Here is an 11,486-nt window from a genome sequence, read left to right as displayed (position 1 = left end):
ATTGTCGCCCAAACGGTCTGGCGCTGCAGTTATGAGCCCTCTGGAGGGGCTATACTCAGACCGATGAAGTTCTTGAGTTTCGACAGCCCTTTCCTTACGAAGGTCGCCCTCGCCGCGGCTGCCCTGGTCCTTGCCGCGACCCACCTTGCAGGCTGCGGCTCCATCTCAGATGAGGTATCGGGCACGGCGTTCAGCATGCCCGAGCACGTGGCAACGGCGACCTTCGACGCCAATGCCGCTGAAACCTCGGGGACATGTGCCATCGACACCTCGTCCGTTGCATCCGGCTACGTGGGTGCGAGCGCGCAGGCGTCGAGCCGGCTCAAGTTTCTGATCGCCTGTGGCGACGCCACCATGATCTACGACCTTCCACAGGACGGCACCCCCATTGTGTGCCCTCTGAGCCTGGGCGACGGGCCATACAGCTTTCGCATCATGCAGAACACCTCGGGTGAAAACTACGTGGAGCTTTTCAGCGCCCAAGCGAGCGTCGAGCTCTCGAGCGAGTTCGAACCGTTCCTCCGCCCCAACATCTACTGCGACTTCGACGACGCAAGCGCCTCCACCGCCCAAGCGCGCAAGCTCGCCAAGAAAGCAAAAACGCAGGCCGAGGCCATCGAGGACGTTTGCAACTGGATCGTAGAGAACATCTCCTACGATGACGCCAAGGCATCGCAGCTCAAAGACGCCACGGGCTACATCCCCGACCCCGACTCGACGCTCAAGACCAAGAAGGGCGTCTGCTTTGACTACGCGAGCCTGGGTGCCGCTATGCTGCGAGCACTCGGCATCCCCACCAAAATCGTCACGGGCAACGTCTCGCCCGACGGTATTTACCACGCCTGGATCATGGTCTATATCGATGGCACGTGGAAGAGTGCGCCGTTCGATGTGGAGCCCAAAACGTGGTCGCGCGTGGACCTCACCTTCGCGGCGAGCGGTGACGATAAAAACGTGGGAGACGGAAAGGAATATACTGACCGATATGTTTACTGACAACATCCATCTAGCAACGTCAGGAGAGTAAATGGCCGATCAGCTCTTGGAAAGCAGCGCCATCAGCGCGTTCTGCGACAGCGTGGCCACCATGCTCGCGGCCGGCATCCAGGTCGACGAGGCCGTGCACATGTTGGTCGAGAACCGCGAGGCATCGCCGTTCAAAACGGTCTGCGACAAGGTCTACACCCAGCTCATCGCCGGTGAGGGTCTCGCCGGTGCCATGGAGAGTACGGGGGCGTTTCCGCCGTATGCCATCGAGATGGTGAAGATCGGCGAGGTCTCAGGCCGCACCGAGCGTGCACTCCGCAGCCTCGGACATTACTACGACAGCGAGGATCGTACGTTCGCAAAGCTCCGCAGCGCCGTGGGTTACCCGGCGGCCCTGCTCGTGATCATGGAGTGCATCCTCGCCTTCACCGTGATCCTCATCCAGCCCACGTTCAGCAGCGCTTACGCCAACCTCTCGGGTTCGCTCACCTCGGGCTCGTTCTCGATGGTGAGCGCCTCGGCCATCATCGGCTGGGTCGCGCTCGTTGTGGTGCTCGTCGCCGCCGCCGCGGCGCTTTGCCTCTCGGTACTCACGTATACCGAGAGTGGCCGCATTCGCGTGGTCAAGCTGCTCGAGAAGGTTCCCGTGACCAAGCGCACCATGTACCAGCTGGCGCTCTCGCACTTCACCAACGCGCTCGCCGCTTTTGTGGCCTCGGGCGTGCAGGACGAAGTCGCCATGGAGCGCGCCACCGCAACTGTCGACCACCCCAAACTCAAGAAAAAGCTCGAGGCCGCGGGCGCGTCTATGGCGGACATCCAAAACCCCCGCAGCATGGCCCAGGCCATCAGCGAACACGAAATCTTCGAGCCCATCTACGCCCGCATGCTCACCGTCGGGATGCACGCAGGATCGGCTGACGATGTGTTGGCTTCGCTCGCCGAGACGTTCTTTGACGACGCCACCGCCCAGATCGACGCCGTCGTCGACCGCGTCGAGCCCGCGCTCGCCGCTTTCCTGACCGTGGCCGTGGGCGCCACGCTGATCGCCGTCATGCTGCCGCTTATCGGCATCATGGGCTCTATCGCATAACCGGACGGCCTGCTATGTTCCACGAATTGACAGATAAAGACATCAGGCGCCGCCGAAACCGCAGGATCGCGGTCGTGGCGCTCGTGGTGGCGCTGGCGACAGCGGCGTTTGGGATCTTCTCCGCCGTGCGCGCCAACGCGCGCGAGCAGGGCGCCGTGGCGCTGCGCGATTCCGTGCTCGTGGCCGCCAAACAATGCTGTGCAATCGAGGGCAGCTATCCCTCGTCGCTCGAATACCTTGAGCAGAAGTACGGCCTCACCATCAACGAAGACGACTACGTCGTGTCCTACGAGTGGTTTGCCGGCAACGTGATGCCCAGTGTGGTGGTGACACCGCAATGAGCACAAACGATATCGATCACAACCTCTCCCGCGTAGAGGCGCTGTCGCGGCTGCCGCAGATTACGGCGCGCAGCGAGAAACGTACGCGGGCGCAGGGAGCATTCCCCGTCCTCCTTCTGGGTGTCTTCTTTGTGGCACTGCTGGGCGCACTGATCGCCGGCGTCACCGTCTACCGCAACATCAGCGGCATCCAGGAACAAAATGTCGCACGGCGCGAGGGGCTCGAACTCATCTCGAACATCGTGCGCGCAAACGATGCCAAGGGCGCCATCGCCACGAGTGAGGGTCCCGAGGGTCGTGCGCTCGTGATCGTCGAGACACTCGACACCGGCACGTTCGAGACGCGTCTCTACCTCTACCACGGTCACGTGGTGCAGGAATACAGCCCCGCGGGCACGGCCTATACGCCTCAGAAGGCGAGCGAGGTCACGGCGTCCAAGACGTTCTCGTTCTCCTATTCGCACGGGCTTCTCTCCGTCACCACCGACCAAGGCACCTGCGAGGTCGCCCTCCGCTATCTTGAGGAGGCCGAGTAGCATGGCAGCAAACAACGGCTCCGCGCCGTCCGGGCGCATGCGCGCAACGACGGCCTATATCATCGAGGCGCTCGCGCTGCTCGCGGTGCTGGTCGCTTCGATGGCGGTGTTCACGCAGCTCTTCGCCGCCTCGACCCAGACCGCGGCCTCGTCTTCCCGCCTCTGTCGCGCCGTCTCGGTCGCCGAGAACGCGGCCGAGGAGTTCTCGGCCGACCCCGCCGCCGTCGAAGGCGGCGAGAGCACAGGACTCGGCATCGCCAATGGCACGAGCGACGGCTTTACCGTGAAGACCAAGGTTACCAAGGATAAGCGCGAGGCCGGCACGCTCTGGCACGCTCACATCACCGTCTCGGACGATGCGGGGAAGGCCTACGAGCTCGACACCCAGCGCTACGTGAGCGAGGCGAGGTAGATGGCGGCACAAAACGCAAAGAGCGTCCGTATAGGACCGATCAGCCTGCTCACACTCATATCCGTGCTTCTGCTCGCCGTATTGGCGATGCTTTGCGTGACCACATCAAACGCGGCAGACGCCATGTCGCGCCGCCAGTCGGCATCCGTCACGGGCACCTATGAGCTCGAGAGCTGCGGTCAGGCTGCGCTCGCTGGCATCGACGAGCACCTCAAGGGCGCGACGGGCAACGCCTCGACCGCCGCTGCGGACATCGAGGCGGTCGGCAGCAGTATCGCGGCCGATGCGGTCGCGACCTGCAAGGACAAGAACCTCACCGTCGACATCTCCGCCCAGGACGCCGACATCGTGCTCACCGTAAGCGATAGCGACGGGCACCGCCTCGACGCACGTGTCACGGTGAGCGACAACCTCACCTACTCCATCACGCAATGGAAAGTAACCAGTACCCACGAGTCCGAGCAGCAGGGCCTCTGGTCCGGCAACGGCTCATCCAACTAGCGACAAGGAGAAGCTCCATGCAACTCAATGAACTGCTTCAGCAGATGATCGACGCCAAGGCGTCCGACGTCTTCATTATCGCCGGGCTGCCCCTGTCCTACTCCAAGAGCGGCATCCACGTGCGCAGTGACTCGCCCGCACTCAAGCCGGCAGACACCGAGGCCGCCGTGCGTGCCATCTACAGAATCGCCGAGCGCGATTTCGAGCTGTTCCATGGCAACGTCAACCACGACGATGACTTCAGTTTCTCCGTGGCCGGCGTGGGACGGTTCCGTGTGAACATTTTCCGCCAGCGCGGCTCCTTCGGCGCCGTGATCCGTGTCATCCCCTTTGGCCTACCCGATGCCCGCAAGATGCAGATCCCCGAGACGGTTCTCAGCCTCGCAAACCTCAACCGCGGCATGGTTCTTGTCACCGGCGCCGCCGGTTCGGGCAAGTCGACCACCCTCGCCTGCATCCTCGACCGTATGAACCACACGCGCTCGGGCCACATCATCACCATGGAGGACCCCATCGAGTACGTGCACCGTCACGGCAACTGCATCATCACGCAGCGCGAGATCCCCATGGATATCGCCACCTATGCCGAGGCACTGCGCTCCGCCATGCGCGAGAGCCCCGATGTAATCCTGCTGGGCGAGATGCGTGACCCCGATACCATCAGCACCGCCGTTTCCGCCGCCGAAATGGCACAGCTCGTGCTCTCGACGCTCCACACCACCAGCGCGGCCGACACCGTCGAGCGCATCCTCGACGCCTTCCCGCCCAACCAGCAGCGCCAGATCCGTATCCAGCTCTCCATGGTGCTCCAGGCCATCGTGAGCCAGCGTTTGGTGCCCACCGTCGACGGCGGCGTCACGCCGGTGTTCGAGGTCATGCTCATGAACACCGCCATCCGCAACCTAATCCGCGAAGAGAAGTCCCACCAGATCGATTCCGTCATTGCTGCGGGCGGCGCGTATGGCATGCAGACCATGGACCAGGCCCTGTTCAACGTCGTCAAACAGGGCGTCGTCGCCAAAGACGTCGCCCTGCAGCACGCAAACCATCAGGAAGCCCTCGCACGCCGCTTCGCAGCAGAGGGCATGTAAAGACCCGCATCGCAGGCAGACAGCCCGCCTCCAGTCATGAACTGCCTCCCATTTCTTGGACATGAGAAATGGGAGGCTTTCTTTATGCGCGTCGACTTGAGGGTGAAGCACGACATCGAGGCCAGGAAGGCGGCCATAGGGCTCTTCGAGCTCGGGCACGGGTATAAATCTGCCGCGATTGCCCTTTCGCTTCCCGCGGAAGCCGTGAGAAGATGGCAGGAGATATACCGCGCGTTCGGGAGCGAGGTGCTCTGAGCATGGACGGAAAGCAGGGCAGGTACACATACGAGCAGAAGGTCGCCGCCGCCTCCGCCGTCGTCGACGGCGGCATGACGAAGACCGAGGCGATGGCGGCGTTCGGCATAATGTCGATGTCGCCGCTCAAGAAGTGGTACGCGCTATACCGCCGGGGCGGCGCGGAGGCCCTGCGCCCGAGGCCCAAGGGCCGGCCGAGCGGTTCCAGGGCGAGGCCGCGGACCCGCGAGGAGGAGCTCGAGGAGCGGTGCCGCAGGCTCGAGGGCGGGGTGGCCTACCTAAAAAAATTACGCGCCCTGGTCGAGAGGGACGGACTCTGACCAGGGCGAAGGCCGAAGCGGTCGCGGCCCTGAGCGCCGAGGGGCACGCACTCGGGCACCTGCTCGCATGCGCCGAGCTCAAGAGGTCGACCTACTACTACGCCCTCGCGCACCCGCCGAGGCCCACGCGCCCCGAGCTCCGGGAGGCGGCCGCCGAGATCTTCTCGCGCACCGCCAACGGCTGCGGGCACCGGCAGATAGCGATGTGCCTCAGGGCGGAAGAGGGGGCCGTGATAGCCAACCAGACCGTGCTCAAGATGATGCGCGAGATGGGGATTCGCTGCGGGATCAGACGCGAGACGGCCTACCACAGGTACAACTCGTACAGGGGCGTCGTCGGCAGAACGTTCGAGAACGTGATCGCGAGGGATTTCGACGCCGGGGCCCCGTGGCAGAAGCTGGGGACGGACGTCACCGAGTTCAAGGTGGCTGGCGGTAAGGCCTACTGGGCCCCGACGCTGGACTTCTGCACCAAGGAGATCGTGGCGAGCGACATATCGACCACGCCCGACATGGCCCAGCAGGCGAGGATGCTCGACGAGCTGCTGCCCAAGATCCCCGAGGGCGCCGCCCCGACCATGCACTCGGACCGGGGCTGGCAGTACCAGCACGCCTCGTACACATCCAGGCTCGAGGCCGCCGGCATCGTCCAGAGCATGTCCAGGAAGGCGAACTGCATCGACAATGCCGCCACCGAGCAGCTCTTCGGCCACGTCAAGGACGAGTTCTACAGGGGCCGCGAGTGGGAGACGTTCGAGGATTTCAAACGCGACCTGGAGGAATACATAGTCCACTGGAACACGAGCCGGAGGCAGGTAAGATTGAAGGGCCTGACCCCGGAGGAGTTCCGGAATCAGGCCCTTGCGGCCTAGTCGCTATTTAGGGCGTCCAAGATTTGGGGCGCAGTTCATCACTGGGGGCGGGCTTTTTCTTTAACGAGATACAAAAGGGCCGGGCACAGTCCATTCGAACTGCACCCGGCCCCGATCTTGGCTTATATGCCCCGCGTCAGAAGCTCTTTTATGCCTCGGGCATAGGCTCAACAATGTCTTCCGTAGGCTCCGCCGTATCCTCGCCCTCGGCGTCCTTCTCCTTGGTGGCATCCATACGGGCCACAGCGCATACGCGGTCGTTGTCGTCGACGGTCATCATCTTGACACCCTGCGTGGTTCGACCGGTCTGGCTGATCTCGTCGGTCTTGACGCGAATGACCGTCGCGCCCTCCGTCACGATAAACAGCTCGTGCTGCGGGCCGACCGCCTTCATGGCCGCAAGGTTGCCCTTGCGCTCGGTCATCTGGATGGTGTAGACACCCTGGCCGCCGCGGTTTTGCTCCGGATAATCCGAGACCGGCGTGCGCTTGCCGTAGCCGCACTCGGTAATGACAAACAGGTCGCCCTCGCCGTTGGTGACCTCCATGCCCAAGACACTCGCGCCGTCCTTCATGCCAATGCCGCGGACACCGCTGGTGTCGCGGCCGGTAGCGCGAACCTGGTCCTCGGGGAACATGATCGCCTTGCCCGCAGTGGTGGCCATGATGATCTTGTCGCCCTCGCGCACGCGGCGCACGGCGAGCAGCGCGTCGTCGTCCCTCAGGTTGATAGCAATTAGGCCATCGCGGCGGCTGCGATCATAGGCGCTCATCACGGTCTTCTTGACCATGCCGTTCTTGGTGGCAAACATCAGGTACTCATCGGCGGGGAACTCACGACAGCTAATGACGCTCGCGATCTTCTCGCCCTCCTCAAAGGGAAGCAGGTTGACGATTGCGGTGCCGCGCGCCTGGCGCGTACCAACCGGCAGCTCGTGCACCTTCAGACGGTAGACCTTGCCCTTGCTCGAGAAGAACAGCACATACTCGTGGGTGGACGCGATAAACATCTCGTCGATAACGTCGTCCTCTTTAAGGTTGACGCCCGACACGCCCTTGCCGCCGCGCTTCTGGGCGCGGTAAGCGGCCACCGGGATACGCTTCACATAGCCGGTGTGGGTGATCGTCACGACCATGTCCTCGTCGGCGATGAGGTCCTCGACGTCCAGATCCTTCTCGACCTGGCTGATCTCGGTGCGGCGCTTGTCGCCAAACTTCTTGGAGATCTCGCGCATCTCTTCCTTGATGACGCCCAGAATCTTCTCCTCGTGCGTCAGCAGGTCCTCGTAGTAGGCGATAGCACGGCGCAGGCCGTCCAGCTCTTCCTGGATCTTGTCCCGCTCCAGGCCGGTCAGGCGACGCAGCTTCATCTCGAGGATGGCCGTGGTCTGCTCGGGCGTAAAGCCAAAACGCTCAATCAGGCGGCTGCTGGCCTCGTCATCGGTCTGCGAGGAGCGGATGATGCTAATGACCTCGTCGATATGGTCGAGGGCCATAAGGTAGCCCTCAAGGATATGTGCACGGGCCTGGGCCTTTTTAAGGTCAAAGTGGGTGCGGCGGGTGACTACGTCGACCTGGTGGTCAATGTAGTGCTGCAGCATCTCGCGCAGGCTCAGGCATTTGGGAACGCCATTGACGAGCGCCAGATTGTTGGCACCAAAGGTGGTCTGCAGCGAGGTGTACTTATACAGGTTGTTAAGTACGACCTGCGGGATAACGCCCTTCTTGAGCTCAATGACCAGACGGATGCCCTTTTGGTTGGACTCGTCGCGCATGTCCGAGATGCCCTCGATGCGCTTGTCGTTTACGAGCTGGGCGATTTTCTCCTGCAGGGTGCCCTTGTTGACCATGTAGGGAATCTCGGTAAAGACCAGGCGGCTGCGGCCGGTCTTGGTGGACTCCACATGGGCCTTGGCACGCACGGTGATGGAACCGCGGCCGGTCTCGTAGCTCTGCCTAATGCCGGCGCTACCCATGATGATGGCACCGGTGGGAAAGTCCGGGCCGGGCATAATCTGCATGAGCTCGTCGACGGTGGCGTCGGGGTTGTCGATCAGGTAGCAGGTGGCCTCGATCGCCTCGGTGAGATTATGCGGGGCGATATTGGTGGCCATGCCTACAGCGATGCCTTGGCTGCCGTTAACCAGCAGGTTGGGGAAGCGTGCGGGCAGTACCACGGGCTCGGCGAGCGACTCGTCGTAGTTGGGCTGCCAGTCGACGGTATCCTTCTGCAGGTCGCGGAGCAGCTCCATGGCGGGCTTTGCCAGACGGCTCTCGGTGTAACGCATAGCTGCGGCACCGTCGCCGTCGATGTTGCCAAAGTTGCCGTGGCCGTCGATAAGCGGCGTGCGCATGGAGAACCACTGCGCCAGACGAACCATGGTCTCATAGACCGCGGAGTCGCCGTGGGGATGGTACTTACCGATAACTTCGCCGACCGTCCAGGCCGACTTCTTGTGCGGGCGGTTGGGGTAGATGCCGCTCTCGTTCATGGCGTACAGGATGCGGCGGTGCACCGGCTTTAAGCCGTCGCGCACGTCCGGCAGGGCGCGTGCCGTAATGACCGACATCGAGTACTCGATAAACGACTGCTTCATCTCGCGGCCAAACTCCGAAATCTGGAGCTGGCCGCCGTTGATGTCCTCGCCGGCCGAGGCGCCGCGATCGACCGCGCCAAAGCTCTCCTCGAGCTCGGCGTCGTCATCCTCTTCCTCTTCATCCTCGACATCGGGGTTGTAGGAATCCGGATCGCCGTCCTCGCCCTGCTCGGCGCGGGCGAGCAGGCGCTTCAGATCATCGGGCATACCGGCGTCGCCGGCCTCGTCCACACCCTCGTTGTTGTTGATATCGTCTGCCACGTTACCTCCTCATGGTTTGCGTGGTCCATTAGTTCCCTACCACGGAGACGGCTTTTCCAGGTGCCGCAGATTCGCCCGAAAGAGGAGGGAAGCGTACTTGGGTACGCGACCGACGATTGAGGGCGAAGGTGCGGTGGCTGGGAAAGCCGAACAGGTTAGGCATCTAAGAAGCGTGCATCATGCGCGTGTTTTTCAATGTACTCGCGGCGATAGCCCACCTCGGAACCCATGAGCTCGCGTACGGCACGGTCCGCCACCACGGCATCCTCGATCGTCACGCGCTGCAAAATGCGGGTCTTGGGGTCCATCGTCGTCGAGGCAAGCTGCTTGGGGTCCATCTCACCCAGGCCCTTGTAGCGCTGGACGGTATAGCCCTTGCGCTTCTTGGTGATCTTGCCATCCTTGGCCTTGCCGTCCTCGTCGTTGTCGTCGGGGTTCAGGCCCAGGCTCTGAATGGTGTCGCGCAGAATCTCGTCTTCGGGCTGTCGGCCGTTGGGATACACGTAGTGGATCTTGTTGCGCACCTTAATGCCAAAGATGGGCGGGCAGGCAACATAGACATAGCCGGCATCGATCAGCGGACGCATGTACTTGTAGAAGAACGTCAGCAGCAGGATGCGGATATGCGCACCGTCGACATCTGCATCGGTCATGATGATGATCTTGTGGTAGCGCGCCTTGGTGATATCGAAGTCGCCGCCGTCGCCGGCGCTCGTCGTGACGCCGCAACCGATCGCGGTGATCAGCGACTGGATGGTGTCGCTCGAGAACGCACGATGGTCACCCACGCGCTCGACGTTCAGAATCTTGCCGCGCAGGGGCAGAATCGCCTGGATGTCTCGGCGGCGGCCGTCCTTGGCCGAACCGCCTGCCGAGTCTCCCTCTACGATGAAGAGCTCGGTCAGCTCGGCATCGCGCACCGAGCAGTCGGCAAGTTTGCCGGGCAGCGACGCCGTCTCGAGCAGGCTCTTGCGACGGGTCGCCTCGCGCGCCTTGCGGGCGGCGTTGCGGGCCTTGCAGGCCTGCTGCGCCTTCTTGACGATCTCGCGGGCGGGCTTGGGGTGCTCCTCAAGGTAGTCGGCAAGACCGTCGGTCACAATCTTGAGCGTAAGCGCGCGCATGTAGGAACTACCGAGCTTGGCCTTGGTCTGGCCCTCAAACTGCGGATCGGGCAGCTTGACCGAGATGACGGCCGAGAGACCCTCGCGCACGTCGTCACCGCTCAGGTTGGCCTCTTTCTCCTTAAGCAGGTTCTGCTTGCGGGCGTAATCGTTAATCACGCGGGTGAGGGCGGTGCGGAAGCCCTCGAGGTGCATGCCGCCCTCGGGGGTGTAGATGTCGTTGGCAAATGACATGACGTTCTCGCCATAACCGGCGTTCCACTGCAGGGACACCTCGACCTCGCCCATCTTGGCCACGGGCGCATCCGGGTCCGATTTGCCCTCAATGTAGATGGGCTCCTTAAAGGCCTCGGGGACGTCCTTGCCGTCGTTGAGGAACTTGACGAAGTCGATGATGCCGCCCTCGTAGCAAAACTCCTCCACGCGGGGAGCCGCCTCACGCTCGTCAGTCAGCACGATCTTGAGGTTCTTGTTGAGAAACGCCGTCTCTTGCAGACGATTGTGCAGTGTATCGAAATCGTAGACGCAGGTCTCGAAGATCTCGTCGTCGGGCCAGAAGGAGACGGTGGTGCCCGTCGAATCCGAGGTGCCCACGACCTCCATCTTCTTGACGGTCTTGCCACGAGAGAATTCCATCTCGTAGATATTGCCGTCGCGGCGCACCTGCACGACCACGCGCTTGGACAGGGCGTTGACAACGGAGATGCCCACGCCGTGCAGGCCGCCGGAAACCTTATAGGCCGAGTTATCGAACTTACCGCCGGCGTGAAGGATCGTCATGACGACCTCGAGCGTCGGAATCTTTTTGACAGGGTGCTCGTCGACGGGGATGCCGCGCCCGTTATCGACGACCGTAATGGAGTTGTCGGCGTGGACCGTCACCTGAATCTCGGTGCAGAAACCGGCCATGGCCTCGTCGACGGAGTTGTCAACGATCTCCCACACCAGGTGGTGCAGACCGCTGGCGCTCGTCGAGCCGATATACATGCCCGGGCGCTTACGGACGGCTTCGAGACCCTCGAGGATCTTAATTTCGCCGCCATCGTAATCGTTTTCGTTTGCCACACGTCCTCCTTCGGTTAAGAAAATCTGTATAGCCT

12 protein-coding genes are annotated in these 11,486 nt (G+C 62.5%); 10 read left to right on the top strand and 2 right to left on the bottom strand.

The annotated features are described in order from the left end of the window. The first annotated feature begins 63 nt into the window (after positions 1-63). The 10 genes from ACTNDJ_RS05710 to ACTNDJ_RS05665 all read left to right on the top strand — a co-directional run bounded on the left by ACTNDJ_RS05710 (position 64) and on the right by ACTNDJ_RS05665 (position 6,408). Positions 64-996: a transglutaminase-like domain-containing protein gene (locus ACTNDJ_RS05710; RefSeq protein WP_441063260.1), complete on the top strand. Its 933-nt coding sequence runs from the start codon at positions 64-66 to the stop codon at positions 994-996. Between the two features lie 31 nt (positions 997-1,027). Further along, on the top strand, positions 1,028-2,080 hold the full coding sequence (locus ACTNDJ_RS05705; protein ID WP_441063261.1) for a type II secretion system F family protein: 1,053 nt from the start codon (positions 1,028-1,030) through the stop codon (positions 2,078-2,080). Positions 2,081-2,154: 74 nt separating this feature from the next. Beyond that, the gene (locus tag ACTNDJ_RS05700; RefSeq protein WP_441083431.1) at positions 2,155-2,421 is read left to right on the top strand and encodes a hypothetical protein; all 267 of its coding nucleotides are present in this window, start codon (positions 2,155-2,157) and stop codon (positions 2,419-2,421) included. Next, positions 2,418-2,957, top strand: coding sequence for a DUF4860 domain-containing protein (locus ACTNDJ_RS05695; protein ID WP_441063264.1), 540 nt, complete (start codon positions 2,418-2,420; stop codon positions 2,955-2,957). Before ACTNDJ_RS05700 ends, ACTNDJ_RS05695 begins: the two co-directional genes overlap by 4 nt. A 1-nt stretch (position 2,958) precedes the next feature. Continuing rightward, positions 2,959-3,369, top strand: a complete 411-nt coding sequence (locus ACTNDJ_RS05690) for a hypothetical protein (protein WP_441063266.1) — start codon at positions 2,959-2,961, stop codon at positions 3,367-3,369. Next, on the top strand, positions 3,370-3,870 hold the full coding sequence (locus ACTNDJ_RS05685) for a hypothetical protein (protein ID WP_441063268.1): 501 nt from the start codon (positions 3,370-3,372) through the stop codon (positions 3,868-3,870). Between the two features lie 17 nt (positions 3,871-3,887). Further along, complete coding sequence (locus ACTNDJ_RS05680) at positions 3,888-4,961, top strand: type IV pilus twitching motility protein PilT (protein WP_441063269.1); 1,074 nt, start codon at positions 3,888-3,890, stop codon at positions 4,959-4,961. Positions 4,962-5,045: 84 nt separating this feature from the next. Beyond that, positions 5,046-5,216, top strand: a complete 171-nt coding sequence (locus tag ACTNDJ_RS05675) for a hypothetical protein (RefSeq protein WP_441063272.1) — start codon at positions 5,046-5,048, stop codon at positions 5,214-5,216. Positions 5,217-5,218: 2 nt separating this feature from the next. Beyond that, positions 5,219-5,536 (top strand): helix-turn-helix domain-containing protein, encoded by a 318-nt coding sequence (locus tag ACTNDJ_RS05670; RefSeq protein WP_441063273.1) that lies wholly within the window; start codon positions 5,219-5,221, stop codon positions 5,534-5,536. Further along, a complete protein-coding gene (locus ACTNDJ_RS05665; protein ID WP_441083430.1) occupies positions 5,464-6,408 on the top strand; it encodes an IS3 family transposase in 945 nt (314 codons plus the stop codon). The genes ACTNDJ_RS05670 and ACTNDJ_RS05665 overlap by 73 nt, the downstream gene beginning before the upstream one ends. Positions 6,409-6,556: 148 nt before the next feature. Here the strand turns inward: ACTNDJ_RS05665 and gyrA are convergent, their stop codons facing one another. Beyond that, positions 6,557-9,211, bottom strand: a complete 2,655-nt coding sequence (gyrA, locus tag ACTNDJ_RS05660) for a DNA gyrase subunit A (RefSeq protein ID WP_441063300.1) — start codon at positions 9,209-9,211, stop codon at positions 6,557-6,559. A 209-nt stretch (positions 9,212-9,420) separates the two neighbouring features. Next, the gene (gene gyrB / locus ACTNDJ_RS05655; protein WP_427717924.1) at positions 9,421-11,451 is read right to left on the bottom strand and encodes a DNA topoisomerase (ATP-hydrolyzing) subunit B; all 2,031 of its coding nucleotides are present in this window, start codon (positions 11,449-11,451) and stop codon (positions 9,421-9,423) included. Positions 11,452-11,486 lie beyond the last annotated feature (35 nt).

Origin of the sequence: Collinsella sp. HCP3S3_D1 (assembly GCF_052064015.1) — a bacterium.
In the GTDB taxonomy this organism is placed as follows: domain Bacteria; phylum Actinomycetota; class Coriobacteriia; order Coriobacteriales; family Coriobacteriaceae; genus Collinsella.
The sequence above is the reverse complement of the archived record's forward strand: the minus strand, read 5'-3'. Positions and strand labels throughout refer to the sequence as shown.

Coding starts and splice junctions, on each gene's coding strand:
- ACTNDJ_RS05710 (WP_441063260.1), top strand. CDS start 64: ATGAAGTTCTTGAGTTTCGACAGCCCTTTCCTTACGAAGGTCGCCCTC.
- ACTNDJ_RS05705 (WP_441063261.1), top strand. CDS start 1,028: ATGGCCGATCAGCTCTTGGAAAGCAGCGCCATCAGCGCGTTCTGCGAC.
- ACTNDJ_RS05695 (WP_441063264.1), top strand. CDS start 2,418: ATGAGCACAAACGATATCGATCACAACCTCTCCCGCGTAGAGGCGCTG.
- ACTNDJ_RS05690 (WP_441063266.1), top strand. CDS start 2,959: ATGGCAGCAAACAACGGCTCCGCGCCGTCCGGGCGCATGCGCGCAACG.
- ACTNDJ_RS05685 (WP_441063268.1), top strand. CDS start 3,370: ATGGCGGCACAAAACGCAAAGAGCGTCCGTATAGGACCGATCAGCCTG.
- ACTNDJ_RS05680 (WP_441063269.1), top strand. CDS start 3,888: ATGCAACTCAATGAACTGCTTCAGCAGATGATCGACGCCAAGGCGTCC.
- ACTNDJ_RS05675 (WP_441063272.1), top strand. CDS start 5,046: ATGCGCGTCGACTTGAGGGTGAAGCACGACATCGAGGCCAGGAAGGCG.
- ACTNDJ_RS05670 (WP_441063273.1), top strand. CDS start 5,219: ATGGACGGAAAGCAGGGCAGGTACACATACGAGCAGAAGGTCGCCGCC.
- gyrA (WP_441063300.1), bottom strand. CDS start 9,211: ATGCCCGATGATCTGAAGCGCCTGCTCGCCCGCGCCGAGCAGGGCGAG.